This is a genomic window from Arthrobacter sp. 05T423, assembly GCF_056396245.1.
Genome location: NZ_JBFTLC010000001.1, coordinates 381,195 through 395,263, shown reverse-complemented (window position 1 = coordinate 395,263; position 14,069 = coordinate 381,195). Strand labels below are relative to the sequence as shown.

At 66.5% G+C, this 14,069-nt stretch carries 10 protein-coding genes, 1 tRNA gene and 1 pseudogene; 8 read left to right on the top strand and 4 right to left on the bottom strand.

Features of this window, described 5'->3' with window-relative positions; all coding sequences use genetic code 11:
- Nucleotides 1-2: 2 nt before the first annotated feature.
- Nucleotides 3-1,652 (bottom strand): arginine--tRNA ligase, encoded by a 1,650-nt coding sequence (gene argS / locus AC1DFE_RS01870; protein ID WP_476904216.1) that lies wholly within the window; start codon nucleotides 1,650-1,652, stop codon nucleotides 3-5.
- Between the two features lie 90 nt (nucleotides 1,653-1,742).
- On the opposite strand from argS, the pseudogene AC1DFE_RS01865 reads away from it, so the two are divergent.
- From AC1DFE_RS01865 to AC1DFE_RS01845, 5 genes and pseudogenes are all read left to right on the top strand, one after another.
- A pseudogene (locus AC1DFE_RS01865) lies at nucleotides 1,743-2,015 on the top strand (FAD:protein FMN transferase); the annotation flags it as partial.
- Complete coding sequence (locus AC1DFE_RS01860) at nucleotides 2,012-3,568, top strand: ferredoxin--NADP reductase (protein ID WP_476904215.1); 1,557 nt, start codon at nucleotides 2,012-2,014, stop codon at nucleotides 3,566-3,568. The pseudogene AC1DFE_RS01865 and the gene AC1DFE_RS01860, both read left to right, overlap by 4 nt.
- A 92-nt stretch (nucleotides 3,569-3,660) precedes the next feature.
- Nucleotides 3,661-3,733 (top strand) — tRNA-Arg (locus AC1DFE_RS01855).
- 100 nt (nucleotides 3,734-3,833) lie between these two features.
- The gene (locus AC1DFE_RS01850; RefSeq protein ID WP_476904214.1) at nucleotides 3,834-4,874 is read left to right on the top strand and encodes a M4 family metallopeptidase; all 1,041 of its coding nucleotides are present in this window, start codon (nucleotides 3,834-3,836) and stop codon (nucleotides 4,872-4,874) included.
- A 60-nt stretch (nucleotides 4,875-4,934) separates the two neighbouring features.
- Nucleotides 4,935-5,222, top strand: a complete 288-nt coding sequence (locus tag AC1DFE_RS01845; RefSeq protein WP_476904213.1) for a protealysin inhibitor emfourin — start codon at nucleotides 4,935-4,937, stop codon at nucleotides 5,220-5,222.
- On the opposite strand, the gene AC1DFE_RS01840 is transcribed toward AC1DFE_RS01845, so the two are convergent.
- Nucleotides 5,219-6,187, bottom strand: a complete 969-nt coding sequence (locus tag AC1DFE_RS01840; RefSeq protein ID WP_476904212.1) for a GlxA family transcriptional regulator — start codon at nucleotides 6,185-6,187, stop codon at nucleotides 5,219-5,221. The two genes, AC1DFE_RS01845 and AC1DFE_RS01840, sit on opposite strands and share 4 nt — an antisense overlap.
- A gap of 81 nt (nucleotides 6,188-6,268) precedes the next feature.
- Here AC1DFE_RS01840 and AC1DFE_RS01835 point away from each other — a divergent pair, with 81 nt between their 5' ends.
- The 3 genes from AC1DFE_RS01835 (at nucleotide 6,269) to AC1DFE_RS01825 (ending at nucleotide 12,459) form a co-directional block, all read left to right on the top strand.
- Nucleotides 6,269-6,436 carry a hypothetical protein gene (locus AC1DFE_RS01835; protein ID WP_476904211.1) on the top strand — a complete coding sequence of 56 codons (168 nt, stop codon included), beginning with the start codon at nucleotides 6,269-6,271 and terminating at the stop codon, nucleotides 6,434-6,436.
- 123 nt (nucleotides 6,437-6,559) lie between these two features.
- Nucleotides 6,560-10,543 carry an ATP-dependent RNA helicase HrpA gene (hrpA, locus tag AC1DFE_RS01830; protein WP_476904210.1) on the top strand — a complete coding sequence of 1,328 codons (3,984 nt, stop codon included), beginning with the start codon at nucleotides 6,560-6,562 and terminating at the stop codon, nucleotides 10,541-10,543.
- Nucleotides 10,544-10,785: 242 nt separating this feature from the next.
- Complete coding sequence (locus AC1DFE_RS01825; protein WP_476904209.1) at nucleotides 10,786-12,459, top strand: HNH endonuclease; 1,674 nt, start codon at nucleotides 10,786-10,788, stop codon at nucleotides 12,457-12,459.
- A 29-nt stretch (nucleotides 12,460-12,488) separates the two neighbouring features.
- Here AC1DFE_RS01825 and AC1DFE_RS01820 read toward each other — a convergent pair whose 3' ends face one another.
- Together AC1DFE_RS01820 and AC1DFE_RS01815 are read right to left on the bottom strand one after the other, a co-directional pair.
- A complete protein-coding gene (locus tag AC1DFE_RS01820; RefSeq protein ID WP_476904208.1) occupies nucleotides 12,489-12,917 on the bottom strand; it encodes an HIT family protein in 429 nt (142 codons plus the stop codon).
- The gene (locus tag AC1DFE_RS01815; RefSeq protein ID WP_476904207.1) at nucleotides 12,914-14,068 is read right to left on the bottom strand and encodes an NAD(P)-dependent alcohol dehydrogenase; all 1,155 of its coding nucleotides are present in this window, start codon (nucleotides 14,066-14,068) and stop codon (nucleotides 12,914-12,916) included. Before AC1DFE_RS01815 ends, AC1DFE_RS01820 begins: the two co-directional genes overlap by 4 nt.
- Between the last annotated feature and the right edge of the window lies 1 nt (nucleotide 14,069).

Genomic DNA, 14,069 nt, shown 5'->3' with positions numbered 1-14,069 from the left:
AATCACATCCGTTCCGGCGCCGAAACGCCCAGCAGTTCGAGCCCGTTGGCCAGCACCTGGCTGGTGGCGTCATTGAGCCACAGCCTGGTGCGGTTGGTGTCCGTGACGGGCTCGTCGCCCATGGGCGCCACCCGGCAGGCGTCGTACCAGCGGTGGTAGGCGCCGGCGATGACCTCGAGGTGGCGTGCCACGCGGTGCGGCTCGCGGAGTTCCGCCGCCTTGGCCACGATGGAGGGGTAGCTGCCGAGGTAGGACAGCAGTTCGTTTTCCGTGACGTGGTCCAGCAGTGAGGCGTCAAAGGCACTCCGGTCCACTCCGGCAGCCACGGCGTTACGGGCGGTGCCGCGGGAGCGCGCGTGTGCGTACTGCACGTAGAACACGGGGTTTTCGTTGGAGTGCTTCTTGAGCAGCTCGGGGTCCAGCGTGAGCGGCGAGTCCGCCGGGAAGCGTGCCAGCGAATAGCGCACCGCGTCCGCGCCCAGCCAGGAGATCAGGTCCTTGAGCTCAATGATGTTGCCGGCTCGCTTGGACAGCTTGGCGCCGTTGACGGAGACCAGCTGGCCGATCAGGACCTCAATGTTGACCTCGGGATCGTCCCCGGCCGCTGCGGCGATGGCCTTGAGGCGGTTGATGTAGCCGTGGTGGTCGGCGCCCAGGAGGTAGATCTTCTCAGTGTAGCCGCGGTCCTTCTTGGACAGGTAGTACGCGGCGTCGGCGGCGAAGTATGTCGGTTCGCCATTCGCGCGGATCATCACTCGGTCTTTGTCATCACCGAAGTCGGTGGTGCGCAGCCAGACGGCACCGCCGTCGTCGAATACGTGGCCCTGCTCGCGAAGGCGGGCAACGGCACTTTCGATAGCGCCGGCGTCGTGGAGCTCCTGCTCGGAGAAGAACACGTCGAAGGAGACGCCAAAGTCCGCGAGGGTGTCCTTGATGTCCTTGAGCTGCGCCTCGTAGGCCGCGGCGCGGATTACGGGCAGGGCCGCAGCGTCCGTCAGTTCGCGGATGTCCGGGTGCTGCGTGAGCACCTCATGGCCGAGGTCGCGGATGTATTCGCCCGGGTAGCCGCCCTCGGGCACGTCGCGGCCGTGCAGGCGCGACAGCACCGAATTGGCGAAGACGTTCATCTGGGAGCCGGCGTCGTTGATGTAGTACTCGGCGGTGACGTCGGCACCCGAGGCGCGCAGCACCCTGGCGATCGAGTCACCCAGGGCCGCCCACCGCGTGTGGCCGATGTGCAGCGGACCTGTGGGGTTGGCGGAGACGAACTCCATGTTGACGGTGTGCCCTGCGAGCGCGGCATTGGTGCCGTACTCCCTGCCGGCTTCGACGATGGCCTTGGCGAGGGCCCCGGCAGCGGCAGCGTCAACTGTGATGTTGAGGAAGCCGGGACCTGCGATTTCCACCCCGTCGACGCCGCTGATGCCCTGGAGCCGGGCACTGAGCAGCGTGGCGAATTCGCGGGGGTTGGTACCGGCCTTTTTGGCGAGCTGCAGGGCGATGTTGGTGGCCCAGTCGCCGTGTTCCCGGTTCTTCGGACGCTCCACCAGGACGGAGTCCGGTATAGCCGCCTCGGAAAGGGCAATGTCGCCGGCGGCAACGGCGTCTTTCAGGCAGGCGGATATTGCGAGGGAGAGTTCTTCGGGAGTCACACTCCTAGCCTACCGGGGAGCCCGTCGTGGCGCGGAATCCGGAAGGTACCCACATGGCCCCTCAATGTCACAGCAAACGGTAGGGAATAATCCGGCGCGCTCTGCGCTTCGGCGTCGAACCGACGGGCCTGGGGTGACGGGCTCCATCACGTCCTTGACGGCATCACCGGGGCTCCGGTCAGGACGGTGGTGGCCACCTGGGCGCGGGCAGAGACGGCAATGGAAGCTGACGCCCTCGCCACCGCCCTCTTCCTGGTTCCGGCCGGCGACCTGTCACGGCATCTCCGCTTTTCCTGGCTCAAAGTATTTTCCAACGGCAGCGCGGAGTACTCCGCGGAATTCGAAGGAGCGCTGTTCACATGATCTCAACCACATCCCGGCAGCAAGCCTCACCTGTCACCGCGCTGGACGCCTACCTGGGCCGGTTCACGATGTACAGGCTAGTGCTGCTGGTGCTTGCCGGCTTGGCCGCCTACAGCCCGCTCCTCGACGCCCTCGGCTGGCTGACCTTCGGCATTCCCAACATGCTCGCCCACCTGCTTCTCTGCCTCGGGCTGACGTACGCCTCCAACCGCGCCCTGGCCGCGCTGTTCCGGGTCCAGCCGCATTCGGAATCCTCGCTGATCACGGGTCTACTGCTCTACTTTCTGTTCTGGCCCACACAGCTTGGCCCGGCGTTTGCCCCGATGGACATGGCCGGGGTGGCCCTGGCCTGCGTCCTGGCGTCAGCCTCCAAGTACGCCCTGGCCTGGCGTGGACGCCACGTGTTTAACCCCGCAGCCGCCGGGGCATTCGTCACCGGGCTGACGGGCCTCAACATTGCCACCTGGTGGGCGGGGACCCCGGCCATGCTGTGGCTCCTGGTCCCGGGGATCCTGCTGGTTCTCTACCGGACCCGGAAAACCCTCATGGCCGCCGTCTTTATCCTGGTGGCCACCGGGGTGGTGGCCGCGGTGCAGCTGCCCTCTGGCGCCGGGCTGGGAAGTGCCGTGGGGCAAACCCTGGCGCAAAGCCCCGTGCTGTTTTTTGCGGGCTTCATGCTTACTGAGCCGCTTACCCTGCCGCCAAGGCGCTGGCAGCAACTGGTGATGGCCGCCGTCGTCGGAATCCTGCTGGCCACGCCCTTCAACGTCGGCTTCGTGGCGAACTCCCCGGAACTGGCGCTGCTGGCCGGCAACCTGCTTGCCTTCCTGGCGGGCCAGCGTGGAAGCGTCCGCCTGCTGTTCAGCCACTCCCGCGCGCTAACGCCGACGACCACTGAATTCGTCTTCCGTCCCCAGCGCCCGCTCCGCCACGCGCCCGGTCAGTACCTGGAACTGGATCTTCCGCACGCCAAGCCGGACGGACGGGGCAGGCGTCGCGTCTTCAGCCTGACCAGCCAGCCCGACGCCAAATATGTGATGATCGGCGTCGGTACCGCCGACCCCGTCTCCGCCGCCAAGCGCAAGCTCCTGTCCCTCAGGCCTGGCGAGAAGCTCACGGCCACTACAGTCGCCGGCGACTTCGTCCTGCCGAAGGGGCAGGACCCTGTCCTGCTCATTGCCGCGGGCATCGGCATCACCCCCTATTTGGCGCACCTTTCCGGCGGCGTGGCCCGCGAGCGCGACACCGCGCTTCTCTACCTCGCCCGGAACGCCTCTGAACTCGCCTATGCAGCGGAACTGGAAGGTTCCGGCGCCCGCATCGTTGCCCGGCTCGCCCACGGCTCGGCGCCGCCGGACTTCATCGAGGACGCCGGTGCGCTGCTGGCGCCAGGGACACGGCTGGACGGTCACGCGCTGAAACAGCTGGTGCCGGACATCGGCCAGCGGCGGGTCTTCATCTCGGGCTCACCGGCGAGCGTGGGCTCGCTGCGGCGCGCCGCGCGGCAGGCGGGCGCCCGCCGTATCCACGTGGATTCCTTTGCGGGATACTGATGTAGAGCAGGAACGGGGTTTCGTTTTCCATTCCGGCCCACCTTCCTGCTAAGCTCTAGGACGTCCGGCCGGGAACGGCAGGAACCCTGAATGCCCTCGTAGCTCAGGGGATAGAGCGTCTGCCTCCGGAGCAGAAGGCCGTAGGTTCGAATCCTATCGAGGGCACAGAGAGAAACCCCCGCCGCTTGCTGAAAGCGACGGGGGTTTTCTGCATCTTCAGTGCGCCTGCCAAAGAATGTCAGAGGCCGTTCGTAGTGTGAGTGGCATGTTCTGTTCAATCGTTCCGCCGTACATCCTCCGCCGCCTGGCCGCGCAAGGCTCCCCCCGGTTTTCGGCCGTGGCCCGCGCCGCCAGGGAAGCGCTGCTCCACGTCGGGGCGGTGCACGCGGCCCGGACGTCGGCGCCGTCTGTTCCGGCGGGCATCAGGCAGCTGCAGCCCACCCCGGTCAACAGGTCCGTCTTCGACGCGAAGTCCGGCCAGTCACTGCCCGGACAGGTTGTCCGGAAGGAGGGCGACGCCGCCACGGGTGACCCCGCCGCCGACGAGGCCTATGACGGCCTGGGCCATACGCACAGCCTCTACGCGGATGCCTTCGGCCGGAACTCCATCGACGGCCAGGGAATGCCCCTGAACGCCAGCGTCCACTTCGGCAAGTTGTATGACAACGCCTTCTGGGACGGCCAGCAGATGGTGTTTGGCGACGGCGACGGCGAGGTCTTCGAGCGCTTTACCCGCTCGCTCAGTGTGATCGGCCACGAACTGGCCCATGGAGTGACACAGTTTTCCGCCGGGCTCGCCTACCGCAACCAGGCCGGGGCCATCAACGAGTCCGTCTCCGACGTGTTCGGCGCCCTTGTAGAGCAGTACTTCCGGAAGCAGACCACAGCCGAGGCGTCCTGGCTGATCGGCGAGGGCCTGTTCACGCCGCGGGTTCAGGGGTCGGCGCTGCGCTCCATGAAGGCTCCGGGAACGGCGTACGACGACGACGTCCTCGGCAAGGACCCGCAGCCGGACTCCATGGACTCGTATGTCCGCACGAGGGCGGACAACGGCGGGGTCCACATCAACTCCGGCATACCAAACCGGGCGTTCTGCCTCGTTGCCCAGACCCTGGGCGGGAACGCCTGGGAGGCACCGGGACAGATCTGGTACGAGACCCTGACGGGAGGCTCGCTGAGCCCGACCGCCACGTTCACAGCCTTCGCCAAAGCAACAGCGGCGACGGCCAAAGAACTATTTGGAGAGCACTCCGCAGAGCATGACGCCGTGCGCGGTGCGTGGGAGACTGTGAAGGTAAAGCTCTAACCGACGCCGGGACTGTGACTTTCCGCTTCCCGGCAGCCGCGGAAACCCGGGAACCTCGCCATGAAAATCACAGTCGAGCGCAGCGGCGGGATAGCCGCACTCACCCGCGTCTGGACCGTGCTGGCCGTCACGACCAGCGATAAGAGCCGCTGGCAGCCCCTCGTCGAGGCCTGCCCGTGGGACGCCGTCGCCGACCCCCGGCAAACGGCAGACGGGCAGCCGGACCGCTTCACGTACTCCATCCGCGCAGGCCAACGCCGCGCCACGCTGCCGGAGACCGAAGTCACCGGCCCGTGGCGCGTGCTGGTGGAATCGACCAGGGCAGCAGCGGAAGAATCCCAGCCTTAGCCTGCCGGGGCCATCTGGCCGCGGAATGCCCGGCGGTAGGACTGCGGACTCGTGTCCAGCACCTTGGAGAAGTGATGCCGGAGCAGCACGGGGTGGCCAAACCCTGACTGGCGCGCCACCTCGTCGATGTTCAGTTCCGTGGATTCCAGAAGCTCCTGGGCGCGCAGGACACGCTGGGAATTGAGCCACGCAGCCGGGGTGGCGCCCGTTTCAGCACGGAACCGCCGGGCAAAAGTGCGCGGCGACATGTGCACGCGGGCGGCCAGCTCATGGACGGGGTGTTCCTCATCCAGGTTCTCCACCATCCACCGGAGGAGCTCCTCCATGGGCTGGGAGCCGCACTCGGGCATGGGCCGGTCGATGAACTGCGCCTGGCCCCCGTCACGGTGCGGCGGGACCACCATGTCCCTGGCGATGGCCGCCGCCACGGCAGCCCCGAATTCGGTCCTTACCAGATGCAGGCAGGCGTCAATGCCCGCAGCCGTTCCCGCGCTGGTGATGATCCTGCCGTCCTCGACGTAGAGCACATTCTCATCAACCAGAGCCCTGGGATACTGGGCGGCGAGCTCTCCCGAGTAGTGCCAGTGGGTGGTGCAACGGCGCCCGTCCAGGAGGCCGGCCCGCGCCAGCGCAAACGCGCCGGAGCAGATCGACATCACCCAGGCGCCCCGGCTGTGCGCTGCCCGCAGGGCATCAAGGACCGATTCCGGAACATCGTCCTCCCTGCCGTAGGGCGCCATGATCACCAGATCCGCATCGGCAGCGGCCTCGAGACCGAGGCTCACGTTCATGGTGAGGCCGGTCTTCAGCGGAACTTCGCCCGGCACCGGGGTGCACACCCGGAAATCGAACTGCGGCACTCCTGATCCCCGGTCCGAACGGTCGATGCCAAACACCTCAAAAGCGGTACCGAACTCAAAGATCGAGAAGTTCGGAACCGCGATCAGAGCCACTGATTTAAGCATGTTTCCAGTATGGCAGAAAATTGCACTTTTTAGGCATTTCTGCCACTTCTTTCTCCCCGCATCCAGGAGAACCATGGAGACATGGAAATCTTCGGAATCGCCCTCCTTGTCCTGGTCCTCGTTGCAGCAGCCGCCACCGTCGCCGCCGTTCTGCGGGATGGCCGCGGCCACACCCCTCCCGAACCCTCGGTCCGGGACTGGTCCGCCCTGGACCTGCCCAGCAGCAACTACACCATGCGCATCTTCTAGCCGCGCGTGGCCTTTAGCCCCGCCGTCAATCCTCCACCATCCATCCAGAACTTCAGCCCCCACCAACACAAAGGACCCGGCGCACGCCGGGTCCTTTTTCGCGGCAGTAGACTGGTGGGAGCCATGACTTTTCACATCTCCTACCCCGCCGAGCTGCCGGTCTCCGAGCGCCGCGAGGACCTGATGGCCGCGATCGCCGCCAACCAGGTGACAATCATCGCCGGCGAGACCGGATCCGGAAAGACCACCCAGATTCCGAAGATGTGCCTGGAGCTGGGCCTGGGCGAGAACGGCCTGATCGGCCACACCCAGCCGCGGCGCCTTGCTGCCCGCACGGTTGCCGAGCGCATAGCGTCCGAACTCGGCGTCGACATCGGCCAGGAAGTGGGCTTCCAGGTCCGCTTCACGGGCGAGGTCAGCAAGTCCACCAAGGTCAAGCTGATGACCGACGGCATCCTGCTGGCCGAAATCCAGCGCGACAAACTGCTCCGCAAATACAACGCGATCATCATCGATGAAGCCCACGAACGCAGCCTGAACATCGACTTCATCCTCGGCTACCTCAAGCGGATCCTGCCGCAGCGGCCGGACCTGAAGGTGATCATCACCTCCGCCACCATCGATCCCGAGCGCTTCGCGAAGCACTTCGGCTCTGACGAGGAACCGGCACCCATTGTTGAGGTGTCCGGACGAACCTTCCCGGTGGAGATCCGCTACCGGCCGCTGTCCCAGCCGGCCGGCGGCCCCTCAAGCGAAGATGACGAGGACAACTCCTCCGACGACGAACTCGAGGAAGACCGCGATCCGCTGGACGCGGTGTGCGACGCCGTCGACGAGCTTGCCCTGGAGGCGCCGGGCGACATCCTCATCTTCTTCTCCGGCGAACGGGAGATCCGGGACGCCGCCGACGCCCTGCAGGCCAGGATGCAGTCGAACCGGCGTCTGGCGGGTACCGAGGTCCTGCCGCTGTTCGCGCGGCTGAGCCTGCAGGAACAGCACCGGGTGTTCAACCCGGGCAGCAAGCGCAGGATCGTGCTGGCCACCAACGTGGCCGAGACCTCCCTCACCGTTCCCGGCATCAAGTACGTCATCGACACCGGTACCGCACGCATCTCGCGCTATTCGCACCGCACCAAGGTGCAGCGGCTGCCCATCGAGCGGGTGTCGCAGGCGTCGGCCAACCAGCGCTCCGGGCGCTGCGGCCGCGTCTCGGACGGCATCGCCATCAGGTTGTACTCCGAGGAGGACTTCGAGTCCCGGCCCCTCTACACCGATCCGGAAATCCTGCGCACCAACCTGGCGGCGGTCATCCTGCAGATGACCGCGATGGGAGTCGCGCGCGGGCCCAAGGACATTGAAAACTTTCCGTTCGTGGAACCGCCGGACTCACGGGCCATCAACGACGGCGTGACCCTCCTTCGGGAGCTCGGTGCCTTGAGTGCGCCGCAGGCAGCCACTGGCTCTCCCCAAGGGGCCACCGCGGACGGCGGGAATGCCGGCCGCAACGGCGGCGGCGGGCTGACCGCCGTCGGACATAAGCTTGCCCAGTTGCCCGTGGACCCGAGGCTCGGCCGCATGATTGTGGAGGCAGGCAAACGGGACTGTGTCCGCGAAGTCATGATCCTGGCGGCGGCACTCACCATTCAGGACCCCCGCGAACGCCCGACGGACAAGCAGCAGCTGGCCGCGGAGAAGCACGCCCGTTTCCGCGACGAGAATTCAGACTTCACCGGCTACCTGAACCTCTGGAACTACATCCACGAGAAGCAGCAGGAGCTGTCCTCCACCCAGTTCCGCCGCCTGTGCCGGAATGAATTCATCAATTACCTGCGCGTCCGGGAATGGCAGGACCTGTTCACGCAGCTCCGGCAGCTGGCCAGGCCGCTGGGCATCAGCCTGGACAACAAGCGCCAGGCGGACGCTGTGGGCAACCACGAGGGCATCCACATCAGCCTTCTTTCCGGCCTCCTGAGCCACGTCGGCATCCTCGACGAACGCAAGCGGGAATACGCCGGGGCCCGGGGAACCCGCTTTGCCATCTTCCCGGGCTCGGCGCTGTTCAAGAAGTCCCCCACGTTCGTCATGGCGGCCGAGCTCGTGGAAACCAGCCGGCTGTGGGCACGGGTGGCCTCCAGGTTCGAGCCCGCGTGGGCGGAGCAGGTGGCGCCGCACCTGATCAAGCGCAGCTACAGCGAACCCCACTGGTCCACCAAGATGGGCGCCGTGATGGCCTATGAAAAGGTCACCCTCTACGGCGTGCCGATCATCGCCCAGCGCCGGATCAACTTCGGCAAGGTCGATCCCGTCCTGGCCCGTGAGCTGTTCATCAGGCATGCGCTGGTCCAGGGCGAATGGAAGACGCACCACAAGTTCTTCCACCGCAACCGCGCCCTGCTGCAGGAAGTGGAGGAACTCGAAGCACGGATGCGCCGCCGGGATCTCCTGGTGGACGACGAAACGCTCTTCGAGTTCTATGACGCGCGGGTGGGCAAGGACGTCGTCTCCGAACGGCACTTCGACAAGTGGTGGAAGGACGCCCGGCAGCAGGATCCCGCCCTTCTGGACTTCGATGAGGCCTTTCTTTTGAGCGAGGACGCCGAGGCGCTGGAGGAGTCCGCCTACCCGAAGACGTGGCTGCACAAGGGCTTCGAACTGCCCCTGAGCTATGAATTCCACCCCGTGGCTCCCGGCTCTACGCCCAACCCGGCCGACGGCGTCACGGCGGAAGTTCCGGTCCTCTTCCTGAACCAGCTCGACGACGCACCCTTCCGCTGGCTGATCCCCGGCCAGCGCGTTGAACTCGTCACCGCGCTGATCAAGTCGCTGCCGAAGCAGGTCCGCAAGAGCTTCGTTCCGGCACCGGACGTCGCCCGGCAGGCTGTGGCGGCGCTGGAGGCTGATTTCGATCCGGCCGAGGACGAGCTGGAGGGTTCTCTTGAGTTGGTGCTGCGCCGCCTGAAGGGCCAGATCGTCCCGCCCGGGTCCTGGAACTGGGATGCGGTTCCGCCGCACCTGCGTGTGAGTTTCAAGGTAGTGGACAGCCGGGCCAAGGTCCTGGACGAGGGCAAGGACCTCGAAGCGCTGCAGGAGCGGCTGGCTCCTGCCACCCGCCGCGCCATCGCCGAGTCCCTGGGCGCCACCCCTGCCACCACCGGCCCGCGGTCCACGAACCCGCGGTCCCCGAAGAAGAGCCTGCCGCAGGCCGCGCAGGACGGGCGGCAGCAGGCACACGCAGGGTTCACGGAACAGTCCGGCCTGGCCGAGTGGCGGTTCGGAACGCTTCAGCGGGAAGTCAGTGTCACAGTCAAGGGCCATACCGTCACCGGTTTTCCCGCACTGGTGGACGAAGGGAAGACCGTCGGCCTGCGCGTCTTCCAGACGGCGTCCGAGCAGCAGGACGCCATGCGGGGAGGGGTCATCCGGCTCCTCGCGCTGCGAGTTCCGGCTCCGGACCGTTACGTCCTGGAACACCTGAACAACACTGAGAAGCTGACGTTCAGCCAAAACCCGCACGGCTCCGTGTCGGCGCTGATCGCTGACTGCGTCCTGGCGGCGGTGGACAAGCTCACGCCCGCAGAGCTTCCCTGGGACCAGGCGGCGTTCGATGCCCTGTACGAGCATGTCCGCGCGGAGCTGATCGACACCGTCTTCAGCGTGACAGCCGTCGTGGAGCGCATCCTCGCCAGCACCCGGCGGATCGAAAAGCAGCTCAAAGGCACCAGCAGCCTGGCGCTCATCAGCGCTCTCAACGACGTCCGCAGCCAGCTTGAACAGCTGGTCTTTCCCGGCTTTGTGGCCCGGACGGGGTACGCACAGCTGAGCCAGGTGCCCCGCTACCTGACCGCCATTGAAAAGCGCCTGGAGAAGCTCCCCGGCAATGTGCAGCGTGATGCGCTGAATATGTCGGCCGTCCAGCAGCTGGAGGATGAGTACGACGACGCCGTGTCGGCCCTGCTGCCCGGCCGCCGCACCGGTGCCGAGCTGACGCAGGTGCGCTGGATGATCGAGGAGCTGCGGGTGAGCCTGTTCGCCGTCGAACTCGGCACGGCCTATTCCGTGTCCGAGAAGCGGATCCGCACGGCACTGAACAAGGTGCTCGCGGCATAGCGCAGCGGGCTATTTCAGCGCGAACCTGAATTTTCAGTTCGACGGCGCTGCGCCGCGCCATCGGCTTCCGGCTCACCACGGCGCCCAAGCAGGTTGCATTTCGCGGCGTTCTCAGGGCTGGGAACGCCCTAAACTGCTACCTGGTTTTGGTTCTCCGGCGCATCCGAAAACTTTTTGGATTGCGGCCTCAATTGGCACCCGATCGGCCCTTTAATGTCGGCCCCCCTTGGCAGACTGTGTTCATGGAAGTCTTCGGGAAGTCAGCACTGACAGCAGCGGCGCCGCGCGTCGTTGTGCGGGCTGGCGCGTTCCCTGATGCAGATGCCGATTTCCTGTTCGAGGAGTTCGCGGACGACGGGTTGCCCTATGACGATGACCTCGACGGCGCGTATCCGGCATCGTTTCCGGAGGACCCGTTTCCAGAGGCCCTGTTTGCCGACGTCCTGTTCGCAGACGGTGCCGGCGCGGCGCGGCCGGGATTGGAGGTCCGGATCGCAGCGGCGCGTGCGCTCCTGACCGCCGATCTCACCTCCGACAATGCCGGGCTGATCGACCAACTCCGCGCCTCCGAGGACGTCAAAGGCATGCTCGCCGGGCAGCAGGCGCGGGTATCGGTGGTCTTCGAGGCCCGGCTGCGGCAGGAATCCACCGACCGCCCGCCCCTGGCCGCCCAGGACCTGGGCAAGGACCGCGGTAAAGACCGTGACATGGGCGCGGCCGAACAGATCGCCCTGGCGCGGGGCGAGTCCCCGCACCGCGGGCAGCGGCTGCTCCGCACCGCCAAGGCCCTGGCGCAGATGCCCCACGCTTTGGCCGCCTTGGACAGCGGGCAGCTGAACGAAGAGCGGGTCATGCACATGGCGAAAGAGACCGCCTGCCTGAGCGTCGAGGACCGGGCTGCCGTTGACGAAGAACTCGCCGCAGATACCGGAACCTTCAACGGCTCCGGGACCCGGGCCATCATCGCCGCGGTCCGCGCCGGAGCGATCCGCAGGGACCCCCGTTCCGTCGCCCGACGTGCCAGCCACGCCCCCTCCGAACGGAGGGTGAGCCTGCGTCCGGCCCCGGACTGCATGACCTACCTGACAGCGCTGCTGCCCGTCCACGAGGGCGTCGCCGTCCATACAGCGCTGACCCGGCACGCCGACGCCCTCCACGCCGCCGGAGACCCGCGCTCCCGTGACCAGATCAAGGCCGACACTCTCGTCGAAAGGACCACCGGCACCCCCGGCGGCATCACCGGCATCGAACTCAACCTCGTCATGACCGACCGCACCCTCCTGCAAGGTGACTCCGAACCCGCCCGGATCCCCGGCTACGGCATCGTCCCCGCCGACTTCGCCCGGAACCTGATAACGCAGGGTGCACGCCTAGAAGAGGGTGAAGGCCAGCGCCGGAGTCCGGAACAGCTCCAGCCGGCGGACCGGCAGGACCATGTCCTCCCATCCGGCACCGGCCCGACAGCTGCGCGCGATTCAGCCAAGAACCTCAAAGAACTCAAAACCTGGATCCGGCGGCTCTACACGGCCCCAGGAACCGGCGATTTGGTGGCCATGGACTCGCGCCGGCGACTCTTCCCAGCACTGCTGCGCCGCTTCATCCAAGTCCGCGACGACACCTGCCGCACCCCCTACTGCGACGCCCCCATCCGCCACCACGACCACATCATCCCCTGGCACGCCGGCGGAACCACCTCATTGAGTAACGGCACCGGACTCTGCGAAGCCTGCAACCACACCAAAGAACTCCCCGGCTGGAAAGCCCAAGCCAGACCCGGGCCAAGGCACACCATGGAAATCACCACACCCACCGGCCACAGCTACCAATCCACCGCACCACCCCTACCAGGAACGGGGCTGCCCGGAGCCTGGGTACGTGAAACACGCCAGTCCGAGCAGCCCGGCCCTGCCCCGTAACAGGCAAAGTCCGGGCGACCCGGCTCTGCCTAAGCCTCCGGCACGAACTCCCCGTAGCCAGCGTCGCGCAGGCCAGCGCGCAGCTTCTCCGCGTTGGCGTCCAGCCTTGCCGGATCGGGGTTGTGCTCCGCAGTGGAAAAGTCGAATTCCGCCATGCTGTTGGAAGGCCACACATGTACGTGCATGTGGTTGATCTCGTAGCCTGCCACGATGAGTCCTGCACGGGCGGCGCCGAACGTGTCCACCTGTACGGCACCGATGCGCCGGGCCACTTCCATGACCTTGGCCAGCGTCTCAGGCGAGGCGTCCGTCCAGCGGTCCACTTCCTCGGTGGGCACAACCAGGGTGTGCCCGTCTGCCAGGGGTCCCATGGTCAGGAACGCGGAGACGTCCGGCTGGCGCCAGATAAACCGACCCGGGATCTCCCCGTTGAGAATCTTGGTGAACAGCGTGCTCATGCGTCAGCCCTTTCCGACGGGTCCTGCAGGGTGGATGTATCCAAAACGAAACGATACTTGACGTCGCCCGCCACCATGCGGTTGTACGCGTCGTTCAGCTGGTCTGCCTGGACGATTTCGACCTCCGGCACCACGCCGTTCGCGGCACAGAAGTCCAGCATCTCCTGCGTTTCGGCGATCCCGCCGATCAGCGACCCCGAGTAGGTGATCCGGCGCCTGATCAGCGCCCCGGGGCTGACCGGCGGCATGGCCTCGGAGGGAAGCCCCAACTGGAACAATGCCCCGTCCCGGCGAAGGGTGCGGAAGAACGGGTTCAGGTCGTGCGGGGCGGCCACGGTATCGATAATGACGTCGATGCTCCGGTTCTCAGCGGCCATCGCCTCCTCGTCGCGGGAAAGCACTACCGCATCGGCGCCCAGTTCAAGGGCTGCAGACACCTTGGATTCAGAAGTAGTGAAGACCTTCACCTCGGCGCCCATGGCCTTCGCCAGTTTGACGGCCATGTGACCCAGGCCCCCCAGGCCTACGACGCCGACAGTGTGGCCTTCGCGGACGCCAAAGTGGCGCAGCGGCGAGAACGTAGTGACGCCAGCGCAGAGCAGTGGTGCTGCCGCCGCAGGGTCCAGGTTTTCCGGCACCCGCAGGACGTAACGCCGGTCGACCACCACGGACGTGGCGTAACCGCCCTGGGTAATGGAACCGCCGTTCCTGGCATCCTTGGCACCGTACGTCCCGGTCAGGCCCCGCTCGCAGTACTGTTCCAGCCCTTCCAGGCAGCTCTCGCATTCCCGGCACGAGTCCACAATGCAGCCAACACCCACCCGGTCTCCGGGTCGAAAGTCCTGCACCGCCGCGCCAACGCGGCTGACCCTGCCCACGATCTCGTGGCCCGGGACGAGGGGATAGTTCTGGCCGCCCCACTCGCCCCTGGTGGCGTGAACGTCCGAGTGGCACAGCCCGCAGAACTCGATCGCAATCTCGACGTCGTCGGCCTTCGGTGCCCGCCGGGCAACCGTCAGCGCAACGAGTCCGCTCGATTCAGACGAGGCGCCGCGGGCGGCCGCAAGGCGCCCCTCGAGGGGTCCGGGGGTGGTCTCTGCCAGTGGGATCCGCAGGTTCAGCGGCGGGGGCACGGGGCGTCCAGGAGTCATA